This is a genomic window from Clostridium aceticum (assembly GCF_001042715.1).
GTDB classification, from domain to species: Bacteria; Bacillota; Clostridia; order Peptostreptococcales; family Natronincolaceae; genus Andreesenella; species Andreesenella acetica.
The window spans coordinates 969,613-983,297 of record NZ_CP009687.1 but is presented as its reverse complement, the minus strand read 5'-3'; the positions used below and the strand labels follow the sequence as shown (position 1 = coordinate 983,297).

Genomic DNA, 13,685 nt, shown 5'->3' with positions numbered 1-13,685 from the left:
TTCTTAATTTTTTGGCTTTGTTAATGGTAAGTGTTGATATTTTAGAAAATAAAAAAAGAATGGCTATATTACGTATATAGTCATTCTTTTTTGTCTATTTTATTTCCCATAGAAAAGATAAGCTGTCATATATAGTATTGATCATCTTTCCATTTTACTGGATTCGTATCGATGTACTGCCATATTTTTTGGTAATCCAGTTCATTTCTAATAATATGGTCATAAAATGATTTTTGCCATATTGAACATCCAACTTGTTTTGTAATAGAACCTTTAAACTGTTGCAAAATTCGTGATATTGTAGGGGCGACCTGTGGTCGCCTAATCCCCTCATTTAATATAATAATCATATGTATATGGTTCGGCATAATTACATATTTGTTAATTTCAGCATTTTCATATATGGAATCAATTTTATGTATCTCCCCATCAATAATTTTACCAAGATCAGATAATGGTGGTTCTATATTAAGGCGACCACAGGTCGCCCCTACATCCCATAATAGATTTTGTCTATTCTTAGTACATATAGTAATAAAGTACACTCCATTTTCGCTATACTTATAGTCTTTCAGCCTTATCTTCTTTCTTTTCTGTGTTGCTACCATATAATCACCCATTTCTGCATTATAGCATTACATCACTGAGGTTATTATGTAAAGAATCATGCCAGAGAAACCTCCGAAAAAGTCAAAAGATTTTCATAATTAGCTGTTGTAATGAGCCTTAAATCACTATTTTATATAATTAGACTCATCAGAATGGACTTTAAAGCTTCATACTTTCAGATATGGAATTTCATTTTTCTAACGAGGAATTTTTCGGAAGTTTCCCAAACACTAACTCACTTTTGTTGTTATCTTTCATGTGTACAATGAATAGTAGTTTTTTTACTTTATCACAGATAAAAAAATAAAAAAGACAACCTAAAATAATTTCAGGTTGTCTTTTTTAGAAGTTTGGTGGGAAATAGTGGACTCGAACCACCGACCTCTTGCATGTCAAGCAAGCACTCTAACCAGCTGAGCTAATCCCCCATACTTATTTAAGTATAACATAGATTATATATAAATATCAAGTATTTTTTATTGTTTTTCTATAATTTTAAGTTAAAGGGACCTACTGGCCCCTTTAACTATATTCTTACCATTCTTTAATAATTTCTTCAAAACTTTCAATAAAAGTATCTACATGTTGTTTTTCAATAATTAAAGATGGAAGCAGTCTTAGTATATTTACATTGGTCATATTCACTAAGATATTTTTTTCTATAAATTTTCCTTTAAGAATTTCATGGTTTTTTAAGATAACAGCTCCCAGCATTAATCCTTTTCCACGGATCTCTCCTATGATTTCTGGATACTGATCCTTTAACCTCTCTAGCTCAGTTTTTAAGTAGTTTCCTACTTCTTTAGACTGAGCGAGGATTCCCTCCTGTAAAATCTCCATTGTTTTCTTACCTAAAGCTGAAGCGATGGGACTAGGTGCAAAGGTAGTGCCATGATCTCCTTCTTTGAAGTAGTGGGCAAGCTTTTCTGCCACCAAAATTCCTCCAAGAGGTAGTCCTCCTCCAACACCTTTTGCAAATAACAATACATCGGGAGTAACATTGGAATATTGGTAAGCGAAGAGTTCTCCTGTTCTTCCCATACCAGTTTGAATTTCGTCCATACATAGTAAAACATTGTATTGATCGCATAAAGCTCTAGCACCTTCAATAAACTCTACAGAAATTACCTGTAGCCCTCCTGAACCAAATACAGGTTCAAATAATAAGGCGGCTGGTTGATGTTTTTTGAAAACTTCTTCTAATTGCTGTAGGTCTTCCTTCTCAAACTCATGTACAGGGAAACCAGGAGTAGGAAAGTCTTGTTGTACCTTTTCCATTCTAGTTAGTTTCAATGCACCTAGGGTTCTTCCGTGAAAACTGTTTTTGAATACAACAATTCCTTGTCGATTGTTTTCTTGTCCATATTTATGAATATATTTTATTGCTGCTTCTGTGCTTTCAGCACCAGAGTTAGCAAAATAAATTTTCCCAGGAAAAGTTGCCTCTACTAATTTTTCTGCCAGCTCTATAGCCGGTTTGTTATAAAAAAAGTTTGAAATATGTCCAAATTGATTACTTTGATTCTTTAATTCTTCTAAAAGTAGAGGATGGCAATGTCCTAGTACATTTACTGCTAAGCCAGAGAATAGGTCTAGATAGGTATGATCCTCTTCATCTGTAATGTACATACCCTCCCCCTTCTTTACAACGATAGACATTCTACCGTAGGTGGGAAGAACATATTTTTGATCCAGTGTTATCCAATCTTTTTTCATTCTGCCATCTCCAATCCAAACCCGCTGCCGATTACTTCAACGGCTCTTAATTCATCTTTTTGATCAACTACCCAAGTTATTTTTATTTCAGAGGTTGTCACCATTTTAATTTCAATATTATTTTTTGCCATCAATTCAAACACTTTCCCAGCTACGCCAGAATGAGAACGCATCCCTAGTCCTACTACGGAGATCTTAGCAATATCAGTATTAACCTCCCACTGGATTGTCTGATCTTCTTCCCGCCATTTCTCTACAATTTCTTCTGCAATATGAAGATCTGTTTTAGGAATTGTAAAGCTGACGTTCATTTTCTTGTCTTCTGTAAGCATTTGTGAAATCATATCCACATTTACTTCTTCCTCTGCTAACTCTCCAAATAATCTATATAAACTGGCAGTAGAGGAAGGTATGTTTAGCAGCGTGACCTGTATGTCATCTACATTTGAAGCCATCCCAGTAATTAAGGTTTCCTCCATTGAAGTATCTCCTCCATTTGTTATAATCGTTCCTCTTTCTTCAGAAAAGGTAGATGCGACATAGATTGGAATCTTATATTTATGACCCAATTCCACGGCACGATAATGCATAACACCAGCACCTAAGCTAGCCATCTCCATCATCTCTTCGTAGTTGATCTTTTCTATTTTTTTCGCTCTTTTTAGCTTTCGTGGGTCCATTGTATAGATTCCGTCTACATCTGTATAAATCTCGCAGGAACCCTTTAGCTTAGCAGCTAAGGCTACAGCTGAAGTGTCACTACCCCCACGTCCTAATGTTGTATACTCGTTTTCTTCTGTAACTCCTTGAAATCCTGCCACCACTACAATTTTATTTTCTTCTAAGGCTTTTATTAACTTAGAGGTTTCAATATCCTTGATACGAGCCTTTTGATGAATCGCGGTAGTTTGAATATTAAGCTGTGACCCTGTAAAGGATACTGCTGAGTATCCTTTTGCATTTAGGGCCATAGATAGCAGTGCTATAGACATTTGCTCTCCCGTAGTTAATAGCATGTCCATTTCTCGTGGTACTGGATGATCTGTGATCCCCTTGGCTAAGGAGATCAACTCATCCGTGGTTTTACCCATAGCAGAAACAATTACTACGACGTGGTATCCTTCTTCTTTTTTCTTAATGACTTTATCAGCTACTTCTTTTATTTTTTCTGTCGTAGCTAAAGATGAGCCTCCGTATTTTTGTACCACAATCTCCATTTTTTATTACGCCCCCATCAAATCTCGAAGTTCTTGTACGATTTCTGTTTTTGACTTTGTTTTATCGTCAATTTCTTTAATAACTTTAGCTGGTGTTCCTGCCACTACTACATTTTCAGGCACGTCTGATGTTACAACAGCTCCTGCTGCCACAACTGAACCCTTACCTACCTTTACACCTTCTAAAATAACTGCGTTTGCTCCTACAACTACATCATCTTCAATGATAACAGGTGTCGCTGAAGGTGGTTCGATTACACCAGCCACCACTGCTCCCGCTCCAATGTGACAATTTTTACCAATTGTTCCTCTGCCGCCTACTACCACATTCATATCAATCATGGTACCTTCACCAATAATCGCACCTATATTGATGACAGCACCCATCATAATAACAGCATTTTTATGAATTTCTACTTTTTCACGAATAATAACCCCTGGCTCGATTCTTGCTGGGATATCCTTCATATCTAATAGTGGAACACCTGAATTTCTTCTATCATTTTCTAGTACATAGTCAGCTATTTTATCTTGATTTTCCTTTAACAATTCAGCAATGTTTTTCCACTCCCCAAAGATTACGCCGCTATCTCCTTGAATAAAGTCCTTTACCTGCCACTTGCTCCATTCTATCTGGCTCAACTGCCCCTTTAAGTATACCTTTACCGGTGTTTTTTTCTCGCTGTCTTTAATGTATTGTATAATTTCTCTTGCATCCATTTTCTATCTTCCTCCTCTAGTTTTTTATATTACCCTTTTCTTATGTTTCCATAAATCATAAGGTTTTATTATATTCTATACAGGTATCTACAATACCAAGCTGCCTTCTTTTGAAAGGCAGCTTAAGTTTTTTTACTATTATTTTAGACCCAAAACATCCTTCATATCGTACATTCCACTTTCCTTACCAATAAGGAATTTAGCAGCCTCTAATGCCCCTTGAGCAAATACAGAACGATCATAGGCTTCATGGCTAATTTTTACAGTCTCTAGGTCATGAATAAAACTAGCTTCATGTACACCTACAATATTTCCTCCACGAATAGCATGAACACCAATTTCTCCCTTTTCACGAGGACATTGACCTTCTCTGCCATAGACATGTTTCCTTGTTTCCCCTAGGCCTTTTTCGATGGATTCTACAATGGTAGTGGCACTACCTGATGGTGCGTCCTTCTTTCTATTGTGATGGGCTTCCACTACCTCAATATCTACCTTGCCTTTTAAAATAGATGCTACCTGTTCTACTAAGGAAAACATAATATTCATTCCTAAAGACATATTGGTGGCCTGTAGGATAGGAATTACTTCTGAAGCTTTTTCAATCAGCTGTTTTTGTTCAGCTTCGATGCCAGTAGTCCCAATGACCAAAGACACCTTATTATCTACACAATATTTTAAAACTCCCTGAAGTGCAGTTGGATGAGAAAAGTCAATAACTACATTTGGCACTTCCTCAACTTTATCAAAAGGATTTTTTTCATCTACACCCTCTATCTTACTCCAGTAATTGTCCTCCACTGCTAATTTATAAATTTTCTGCCCCATTACTCCGCTTATACCAGCTATCAATAAATTCATAAAAACCTTCCCTTCTCCTATATGATTTGTAGATATTTCATTTCCTCTACCAGCTTCTTCATATTTTCTTCCTCCATAGGAGTTAAAGGAAGTCTTAATTGATTTTCAATATATCCCATTACGCTTAAAGCAGCCTTCGTAGGAATTGGATTTACCTCAATAAATATCAGATTAATCAACTTCTTATAATGTACTTGAAGCCTAATAGCTTCTTTAATATTCCCCTCTTCAAAGGCTTTACACATAGCTTGTGTTCCCTTTGGTTCTATATTGGCCAGTACAGAGATTACACCATCACCACCACAGGAATAAATAGGTAGAATATTATCGTCATTACCAGACCAAATTTTAAAGTCTGCTGGTACCAACCTTTTAATCTCTAGTACTTGACTCATATTGCCGCTAGCTTCCTTCACACCAATGATGTTTTGTACTTTGGCAAGTTCCACCACTGTTTGAGGTTCAATATTTACACCAGTTCTTGAGGGAACATTATATAAAACCACTGGTAGTGTTGTTGATTTTGCGATTTCCTTATAGTGTTGTATTAACCCTTTTTGTGTGCATTTATTATAATAAGGCGTTACTACTAAAACCCCGTCAGCTCCTAGTGCTTCTGCTTGTTTTGTGTATTTGATGGCTACCTCTGTATTATTAGAGCCTGTTCCAATAATAATAGGTACTCTTTTATTTGTTTTGGCTACAGCAGCTTTTATTACAGCTTCTCTTTCTGCTTCTCCTAATGTTGATGCTTCCCCCGTAGTACCTAGTACGATTAAGGCCTGTATATCGTTTTGTATTTGAAAGTCAATCAATCTTTCAAAAGCTGGTATGTCTATTTGCCCATCTTTAAAAGGGGTTGCAATGGCAACGCCTGCACCTTTAAACATATTTTTTCCTCCTTATTTGTTTTATAGGAAATGTTTTCTTATTTCATGCCTTCCATTACCTCAATAATTTGAACAGCGTTGGTAGCAGCTCCTTTTCTCAAGTTATCCGCCACAACCCAAAGAGATAGTGCTGTTGGATCAACTAAATCTTTTCTTATTCTTCCTACATAAGTATCGTCTGTATTTGCTATCTCTAACGGTGTAGGATATCCATTGATCTCTGGATTATCTATTACTACAACCCCTGGTGCATTTTCTAAAATTTGTTTTACTTCTGCTACCTGTGGGGCTTCTTTAAGTTCTAAATAAATAGATTCACTATGTCCATAAACTACAGGAATCCTCACGGTAGTAGCGTTTACTACTATAGTATTATCTTCAAGTATTTTTTGTGTCTCGTACACCATTTTTAATTCTTCTTTTGTAAATCCATTTTCATTAAATACATCAATATGGGGAATACAGTTACCTGCAATTCTTTTTGGATATACTTGATTAGGATAAGCTTCGTCCTTTAATTGGCTTTCTAACTCTACAATAGCTTTATGTCCGCTGCCGGATACTGCTTGGTAGGTAGATACTACAATTTTTTTAATTCCATACCGTCTATGAAGTGGTGCTAAGGCCACCATCATTTGTATCGTTGAACAGTTAGGATTTGCTATAATTCCTTTATATCCCTTTAGTGTATGAGGATTTACTTCTGGTACCACCAAAGGAATCCCTTTAGTCATTCTCCACTGGGAAGAGTTGTCAATTACCACATTTCCTGCTGCAGCTGCAATAGGTGCAAATTTTTCTGATACGCCACCTCCAGCTGAAAATAGTAGATAGTCAAACTTATCCTTCATAACTTCTTCTGTCAAAAGTTCTACTGTAATTTCGTTTCCTTTAAACTCTATTTTTTCTCCAGCTGATCTTTGAGATGCAAAAGCTCTCAAAGAATCGATAGGTACATTTCTTTCCTTTAAAATTTCAATCATTTTACGTCCGACCGCTCCCGTTGCTCCCACTACACCAATAGATAGACCCATATTTATTCCCCTTCCATAATTTGATTATTGAGTTAGATTTCACCTTCATAAAAGTATATTAAAAATCTCCTAGGATAATCCTAGGAGTTGTTAATGCGACAAAGTATAGATACTTTAGTAATTGTCAAAAAATATTCTTTAGAACAAATTACTAGCTGCTTTCTTCTATAATATTGTAGCAATTAACAAATAGCACCCCATGGATTAGTATTTCCATGACAGTTGTTTAGTTATTCACTAAACCCCCAACTGTTAAACTGAAAACCATTTAACAGTTTCGGCACGTCAGCCTTTCTATAGCAGTATTGAGGGTTTCCCTCTTAACACCTACTATATACTCATCTTCAATGCACCTCTACTCATTAACTGTATATTTAATTGTTATAAATCCTCTATAATAGAAAACCCTTATGATATTGTAGGTAGTGTAACACACTTTACTGGATGCTGTCAACCGTATTTGGAAATTCCCTCTCCCATATTGATTTTTCGGAATTTTCTATGTTTTAAAACACGCCTTATACGTGATTATATTTTGGGGTAATGGGTCAAGTAATTTTATCCTTGAGCTTGCGTTGTTTTATATACAAAGAAGGACAGAGAAAATTCCCCCGTCCTTTTAAATAGCCATTTTTTTGTTAATAGTAAAAATCATGATCCCCAATAGTTTTCATAAATCTTCTGTTGGCAACAATCCAAAAGTTAGTTGCTTTTCTTGGATTTAAGAAATACAGAGCATCTCCTACAGGCTTCGCTCCATTAAGTGCCTCTGTTGCTGCTTGAACACTGTCTCTATTAGGTGTATTGTGGATTGTTCCATCAATTACTGGTGAAAACTGTACATAACCATGTTGTCTGTCAAAAACAACCCCATAAATTGTATTAGGAAAGTTACTGCTTCGAACTCTATTTAATACAACATTCCCTACTGCTACCTTTCCTTGGTAGGGCTCCCCTTGGGCTTCAGCATGGATAATTCTACTTAACCAGTACATATCATCCTCTCTTTGAGAACCTCTGGTGACCACTGTATTAGATGATGCCTGTGCAACATTTACTGGTTGTGGAGGTGTTTTAGTCTGAACTACCTGTCCAACATAAATCGTATCAGTATTTATGTTGTTAATAGACCTTAACTCTTGCAAGGAAAGATTTGCTCTTTCAGCAATTAGAAATAATGTGTCTCCACTTTTTACTGTATATCTGTCGGAAGTAATAGGAGACATATCAACCGTATTTGCAGTGCTTGTAGTGCTTCTCGGAGCTTCAACAACTGCAACCTCCGCTGCAGCTTCCTCTGATGTAATACTAGAGGCAGCTGTTTGTAACTTTTCTTCAACTTTTTCTGTCAATTCACTACTTGCCATAATTTCTTCATCTGTTTCATGTACTTCTTCATCAGAGGTTTCATAAACCCATTCTTCTGTCTCTTCCTCTAAGTACGTTTCTACCTCAGCAGCACTATCTTTTATCTCTTTGTCAGGTGCATTTGCTATTTGTACTGAAGCAATCGCTACAACGATGAGTACGATGGACATAATACCAATCCACCATTTGTTTGATTGTATCTTCATATACACCAACCTTTCTCATAGACTCTCAAAAATTTTAGCATAAATCAAAAGGGGTGTATATGGTTTCAAGGGTTGTAAGTTTTGGTAAAGGGGAGGCCCCTTTAAAAACTGTCGTTACACATAGATTCCAATATTTTCAAACCTTAGGATGTTAGGTAAATTTTATTGCTTTATCATTAGCGCTAGCTAAGCCATAAATTGTCATCCTAAGGAGAACAAAGTGAAGTCGAAGGATCTTAGAATTAAGAAAATTCTTCGTTGTTTCAAGATCCTTCGCTATGCTCAGGATGACAAATTGAGAGGGTTTTTGGAAATAATCAGCTTAAGTTAACGCATATGATTGCTTTACAACTCTGTTAGGGTATATAAATCTTTTCGTCTATTCTTCAATAGAGGAAGTTCTTCTCTCACCTTTTCTAAATAATCTAAGTCTATTTCTCCATAGATAATAGTTTCCTCTTCCTTCGTAGCAGCGATTACTTTTCCAAAAGGATCTATAATGGTAGAAAATCCGTAGGCATGATAGTTAGATTGCAGGTTTCGAGCAGGAGATGCACCTATGCAGTAGACTTGGTTGTCTACCGCTCTGATTTTAATGGTATCATGCCAATGAGCAGGTCCGGTGGTGGTGTTAAAAGCTGCTGGTATAATAATCACTTCTGCCCCCTTTAGTGCCATTATTCTCATAAGCTCTGGAAATCTCACATCAAAACATATAGCTACACCTATCTTGCAGAATTCTGTATCTACTACTGTCACCTTTTCCCCTGCTTCAAAGACATCTGATTCTTTAAAGGTAATTTTTCCTTTAATATCTATATCAAACAAGTGCATTTTCCTATGGCTGCCTAAAAGCTCTCCCAATGGTCCAAAGATAAAGGAAGTATTGTAGATTTTATCATGGGACTTTTCTGCTATAGATCCTCCTACAATGTACATAGATAATTCTTTTGCTAAACTTGATAGCCTATTGGTGGTCTCCCCTGGATAAGTTTCTGCCGCCTGTACCATAGCCTTTCTGCTATAGGGACAATTAAATATTTCCGGTAGTACTGCTATGTGAGCACCTTGAGATTTTGCCTCACGTATCATTTTTTCAGCTTTAGCTAGGTTTTCTTCCTTATCTTCAGTAACAAGCATCTGGCAAACCGCCATTTTAAACTTACGCATTTTCACCCACTCCTTAATATGTAGTATATATCATTAGAACCAAAACATAGCCTAAAAATCAAAAGTTTCCTTTTAAACCATTATATTTTGTGATAGTATATTTACATCATAATAATTTCTTATTAAACAGGAGGAGATCCCCCTATGAGAAAAGTTTTAGGAGTAATTCATTTTTTATTATATGCTATTTATGTTAGCATTTTTGTTATTCCAAAAGCAAAAAAATTACAAAAAGAAGATCGTATTCAAGAAAAAAGACAGTTAACTGATAGAATTAGCAAACGTTGGTCTGAAGTATTAATAGGTGCTACTGGCAGTACTGTAGAAGTAAAAGGTTTAGAAAACATACCTGAGGAAGGACCTGTATTATTTGTAAGTAATCATCAAGGCTATTTTGACATTCCTGTTTTACTGCTTTATCTACCAAAATCTTTGGGCTTTTTAGCTAAGATTGAGCTAAAGACTTGGCCTGTCATCAGTAAGTGGTTGGAATGCATCGAAGGTGTTTTTATAGATCGTAATGATATGCGTCAATCCTTGACAGCCATTAAACAAGCCACTGAAACCCTTAAGTCTGGTCAATCAATGGTGATTTTCCCAGAGGGAACCAGAAGCAAGAGCAGCGAACTAAGCCCTTTTAAACCCGGTAGCTTAAGACCAGCACAAAAAGCAAATGTTCCTATTGTACCTATTACTATTCAAAATACTTATAAGATCTTAGAAGCTAATAACGATAAAAATCTTACCGCAACCAAAGTCATCCTCACTGTTTCTCCTCCAATTGACTTTAACGATGTCTCAAAGGATACCTCCAATGATTTAATTGTTCAGGTCCACGAAATCATCAAAGATAACCTACAAAGCTCCTAGAAAAGTCTAGGAGCTTTGCTAATACAAAGTATCTGATCCCTTCTGTATATTTTTCGCTTTAGAATATAGGATTTTTAAATGATTACCCGATTTTTGGTTTGTTGAAACCAGTTTATTTTTTTGATACACAAGGATGATCTTTTATATAAAATCTCCAGGGAAAATCTATAGCTTCCTCTGCATAGTCTATATTAATTCTTTTGGTGGTTACTATATCAAAGGAAGAAGTTTCTTCACTTTCCATGATATATAATTCATCACCCAAAAGATTCATGCCATTATTCTCTTTTGTTATATGCATTGCCATGCAAAGCTTCCCTGGGCCATTGGTTAGGTTCTTAAGTTGTTTTTTAGATATTTCATCCATCTTCTTTTTATATCTATTTTCCACCATTTTTTCTAAAGCCTCTATCGGCTCTACAGCTCTGACTAAGACAGCAGCAGCCTTCCCCTCTTCCTCCGTTACAACATTGAAACAATAGTACATACCGTAGATTAAATAAACATAGGCAGTACCAGGAGGGTCGTATAACACTTTTGTTCTATTGGTAATTTTATTGTTATAGGCATGACATGCCTTATCAATTTCTCCTATATAAGCCTCTACTTCTACGATTTTACCGATATATTTATTACTTCCTACATAATGCACTAAATACTTCCCTAGCAAATCTTTAGCTACCTCTAAAGTAGGTCTATTATAAAATTCTCTGCATAGCTTCCCCATAATTCTTCTCCCTTAATTTATTTAAACTGTTTCTGCATATTTTTCTATATTAACTATGCTACCATTATACCACTGATGATTAAATTTCAGTTTCACTATTTTCTACTTCTTCTACTACATTTTCCTTTGAGGATTTTACTAGATGCCTTAAATCAAAGACGTACATGCATGTTTTATCTATAATATAAAACTTCGTTATATTCTCAGGGTTTAGGCTATGCTTGTATAAAATGGGTTTCTCTATTTCATCAGCAATTTTAACCAGGTCCTCTATCGTCTTTACTTTATAATAGCTATCATGAGGGTTTATCTTTTCTTCTTCTAAAGCCACCAGACGGCTACCATGCTTCTTAAATATGTTATTTAGGGTTTTCTCCAGTTTGTTTTTAGGAGGTTTATTGGAGGTAAAGAAAATAACATAGATCAAGCCTATCAAGCAGATACCTATAAAGATCCCGTGTAAAACAAGGTTTTTCTTGCCTAGAGGAAGCTCTACTTGTATGGTTTCTTCAATATTCTTCTCTGTTTCTCCTATCTGCCTTTTCTCTATTACAACCTGACTTTCTCCAAGAGGAATAACAATTGCAGGAGACTTTTGTTCTTCTATTAGTCCCTCCTCTGTATTAGCCTTCAGATTCACCTTCATATATATAATCAATCTTGTTGATGTTCGTGTTTTGGCAGCCTCAGCCACTTGATCTGCAAACTTATTATAGCCTTCTAATATAAAAGAAATGTCTTCTTCTATAAAGATTTTTTGATCCTTTACAGCAAAGCTATTTACTGGTAAAATAATAAAATCTTTTTTCCATATGATTTTTTCCCCTTCTGTTTCCCTGTTATAACCTTCTATGGTTGCAAGGACTTCATAGTCACCCTCTATACTTACTACTGCTTCTCCATAAAAGCCATAATTAAAAGTTGTTTGGATATGATCTATAAACTCTGTAAAATATGTATGATCTTCTCCTAAACTTTCTTCATCAAATAATAGGTTTGGCTTTAGAAAAACCTCATAGCTGACATCTGTCTTGTTTTTGTAGCTATAACGAGGAATTTGCTCCTCACTAAATTCCACATAACTTATTTTGCCATATAGCGAAAACGACATAATCCCTATTAAAATTATAAATATTATAATAAAACTTACTCTTAAGCTTCTATTCAAACTTTTTTTCATATACCATACCTCCATGATAAGCTTTACTATATAGGCATTCTATAATATACTATTTTTTCCTTGAAACTCTGCTTATTTTAAGGTAGTTTAATACCAATTCTGTACTTTAACAAAATCTTCAAGTCATTAAAAACGGAGTTAGTAGGAAATTTTACTAACTCCGTTAAGTTCGTAGTTATTATTTATTATTGTTGAAAGGTTTTATCAAATACATTGTGTTGTACAAAGTCAAATATGATCTCTACTTCTACTTTTTCATTTTCACCTTCATTTTTTCCATTAACATTGTTTAGTCCATCTTGTGGAATTTTAAAGGTTACATTATATCCAAGTCGCTCATCTTCACTCTTTCTAGTAAGCTCTTCATCAGCACCTATATACTGACCTATTAGTTGTTGACTTAATACTGTTTTTAATTCAGCTAAGCTTACATCGTTACCTTCAATTGTTTTTCTAGCCCTATGGCTTCCTTTTTGACGAATAACAAATTCATAATCTACTCTAATAGCCTCTTGTAGTTTACTATTTGTTATTTTTTTGCCTCTTGCATCTTTAGCAACAGTATTCACTGTAATTTCATTAATAACCGCTGGTAATGTTCCTTTATTTTCTGCTCTTAGGCTTGTGATAAATTGAGTACCTGGATACATATTATCAATAGCAAACTTTGCAACGTTTCCTTTAATTTCTGTATCAGCAACAACAAGGTTATCGATTAAGTCAGCAGCTTTTACAGCTTGACTATTGAAGTCTACTTCAGAAGATGCATTTGCTTTCGACAATTCAATCTTTAATTGTCCACTTGACATACTGTTGTTAACAGTAAAGCTTTCCGTCCATGCCGCATAACCTGCACCCATCAACCCTATTGCTACTACTAGAACTAATGCAATAAATTTTGTTTTTTTCATTTTCAAACCACTCCTCTTAGTAAATTTAGGTTTAATAAACCTTATACTGTTAGTATAAAGATTTTTTACATAACCTGCGCCCTGCAAAAGAGTAGTTTTCATCTGCTCACTTAGGGTTATAAAGCTACCACCAATTACTTACCTTCTACTACTTTTGTACCATATAAGTTTACTTCTTTAAAAAATTATTATTTCATCCCATTATC

At 35.2% G+C, this 13,685-nt stretch carries 13 protein-coding genes, 1 tRNA gene and 1 riboswitch; of the genes, 1 reads left to right on the top strand and 13 read right to left on the bottom strand.

What is annotated here, in order from left to right; genetic code table 11:
• Nucleotides 1-125: 125 nt before the first annotated feature.
• From CACET_RS04470 to CACET_RS04425, 10 genes are all read right to left on the bottom strand, one after another.
• Nucleotides 126-620 (bottom strand): transposase, encoded by a 495-nt coding sequence (locus tag CACET_RS04470; protein ID WP_201777345.1) that lies wholly within the window; start codon nt 618-620, stop codon nt 126-128.
• 340 nt (nt 621-960) lie between these two features.
• Nucleotides 961-1,037 (bottom strand) — tRNA-Val (locus tag CACET_RS04465).
• 106 nt (nt 1,038-1,143) lie between these two features.
• Complete coding sequence (locus CACET_RS04460) at nt 1,144-2,325, bottom strand: aspartate aminotransferase family protein (protein WP_044823443.1); 1,182 nt, start codon at nt 2,323-2,325, stop codon at nt 1,144-1,146.
• Nucleotides 2,322-3,542, bottom strand: coding sequence for an aspartate kinase (locus CACET_RS04455; protein WP_044823444.1), 1,221 nt, complete (start codon nt 3,540-3,542; stop codon nt 2,322-2,324). Before CACET_RS04455 ends, CACET_RS04460 begins: the two co-directional genes overlap by 4 nt.
• 6 nt (nt 3,543-3,548) lie before the next feature.
• Complete coding sequence (dapD, locus tag CACET_RS04450) at nt 3,549-4,262, bottom strand: 2,3,4,5-tetrahydropyridine-2,6-dicarboxylate N-acetyltransferase (RefSeq protein WP_044823445.1); 714 nt, start codon at nt 4,260-4,262, stop codon at nt 3,549-3,551.
• A gap of 138 nt (nt 4,263-4,400) precedes the next feature.
• Nucleotides 4,401-5,123: a 4-hydroxy-tetrahydrodipicolinate reductase gene (gene dapB, locus CACET_RS04445; RefSeq protein ID WP_044823446.1), complete on the bottom strand. Its 723-nt coding sequence runs from the start codon at nt 5,121-5,123 to the stop codon at nt 4,401-4,403.
• A gap of 17 nt (nt 5,124-5,140) precedes the next feature.
• Entirely contained in the window at nt 5,141-6,013 is an 873-nt protein-coding gene (dapA, locus tag CACET_RS04440) for a 4-hydroxy-tetrahydrodipicolinate synthase (RefSeq protein ID WP_044823447.1), read from the bottom strand.
• 38 nt (nt 6,014-6,051) lie between these two features.
• The gene (locus CACET_RS04435) at nt 6,052-7,047 is read right to left on the bottom strand and encodes an aspartate-semialdehyde dehydrogenase (protein ID WP_044823448.1); all 996 of its coding nucleotides are present in this window, start codon (nt 7,045-7,047) and stop codon (nt 6,052-6,054) included.
• A gap of 182 nt (nt 7,048-7,229) precedes the next feature.
• Nucleotides 7,230-7,413: riboswitch (Lysine riboswitch) on the bottom strand.
• A gap of 272 nt (nt 7,414-7,685) precedes the next feature.
• Nucleotides 7,686-8,621, bottom strand: coding sequence for a cell wall hydrolase (locus CACET_RS19365; protein ID WP_082058094.1), 936 nt, complete (start codon nt 8,619-8,621; stop codon nt 7,686-7,688).
• 345 nt (nt 8,622-8,966) lie between these two features.
• Nucleotides 8,967-9,791 carry a carbon-nitrogen hydrolase family protein gene (locus CACET_RS04425; protein WP_044823449.1) on the bottom strand — a complete coding sequence of 275 codons (825 nt, stop codon included), beginning with the start codon at nt 9,789-9,791 and terminating at the stop codon, nt 8,967-8,969.
• A 144-nt stretch (nt 9,792-9,935) separates the two neighbouring features.
• Between CACET_RS04425 and CACET_RS04420 the strand changes: the two genes are divergently transcribed.
• On the top strand, nt 9,936-10,661 hold the full coding sequence (locus tag CACET_RS04420) for a lysophospholipid acyltransferase family protein (RefSeq protein ID WP_044823450.1): 726 nt from the start codon (nt 9,936-9,938) through the stop codon (nt 10,659-10,661).
• Nucleotides 10,662-10,773: 112 nt separating this feature from the next.
• Here the strand turns inward: CACET_RS04420 and CACET_RS04415 are convergent, their stop codons facing one another.
• The 3 genes from CACET_RS04415 to CACET_RS04405 form a co-directional block, all read right to left on the bottom strand.
• A complete protein-coding gene (locus tag CACET_RS04415) occupies nt 10,774-11,388 on the bottom strand; it encodes a DNA-3-methyladenine glycosylase (protein WP_044823451.1) in 615 nt (204 codons plus the stop codon).
• 79 nt (nt 11,389-11,467) lie between these two features.
• Nucleotides 11,468-12,568, bottom strand: a complete 1,101-nt coding sequence (locus CACET_RS04410) for a DUF5305 domain-containing protein (protein WP_044823452.1) — start codon at nt 12,566-12,568, stop codon at nt 11,468-11,470.
• A 185-nt stretch (nt 12,569-12,753) separates the two neighbouring features.
• Nucleotides 12,754-13,479: a hypothetical protein gene (locus tag CACET_RS04405; RefSeq protein WP_044823453.1), complete on the bottom strand. Its 726-nt coding sequence runs from the start codon at nt 13,477-13,479 to the stop codon at nt 12,754-12,756.
• Nucleotides 13,480-13,685 lie beyond the last annotated feature (206 nt).

Coding starts and splice junctions, on each gene's coding strand:
- CACET_RS04470 (WP_201777345.1), bottom strand. CDS start 620: ATGGGTGATTATATGGTAGCAACACAGAAAAGAAAGAAGATAAGGCTG.
- CACET_RS04460 (WP_044823443.1), bottom strand. CDS start 2,325: ATGAAAAAAGATTGGATAACACTGGATCAAAAATATGTTCTTCCCACC.
- CACET_RS04455 (WP_044823444.1), bottom strand. CDS start 3,542: ATGGAGATTGTGGTACAAAAATACGGAGGCTCATCTTTAGCTACGACA.
- dapD (WP_044823445.1), bottom strand. CDS start 4,262: ATGGATGCAAGAGAAATTATACAATACATTAAAGACAGCGAGAAAAAA.
- dapB (WP_044823446.1), bottom strand. CDS start 5,123: ATGAATTTATTGATAGCTGGTATAAGCGGAGTAATGGGGCAGAAAATT.
- dapA (WP_044823447.1), bottom strand. CDS start 6,013: ATGTTTAAAGGTGCAGGCGTTGCCATTGCAACCCCTTTTAAAGATGGG.
- CACET_RS04435 (WP_044823448.1), bottom strand. CDS start 7,047: ATGGGTCTATCTATTGGTGTAGTGGGAGCAACGGGAGCGGTCGGACGT.
- CACET_RS19365 (WP_082058094.1), bottom strand. CDS start 8,621: ATGAAGATACAATCAAACAAATGGTGGATTGGTATTATGTCCATCGTA.
- CACET_RS04425 (WP_044823449.1), bottom strand. CDS start 9,791: ATGCGTAAGTTTAAAATGGCGGTTTGCCAGATGCTTGTTACTGAAGAT.
- CACET_RS04420 (WP_044823450.1), top strand. CDS start 9,936: ATGAGAAAAGTTTTAGGAGTAATTCATTTTTTATTATATGCTATTTAT.
- CACET_RS04415 (WP_044823451.1), bottom strand. CDS start 11,388: ATGGGGAAGCTATGCAGAGAATTTTATAATAGACCTACTTTAGAGGTA.
- CACET_RS04410 (WP_044823452.1), bottom strand. CDS start 12,568: ATGAAAAAAAGTTTGAATAGAAGCTTAAGAGTAAGTTTTATTATAATA.
- CACET_RS04405 (WP_044823453.1), bottom strand. CDS start 13,479: ATGAAAAAAACAAAATTTATTGCATTAGTTCTAGTAGTAGCAATAGGG.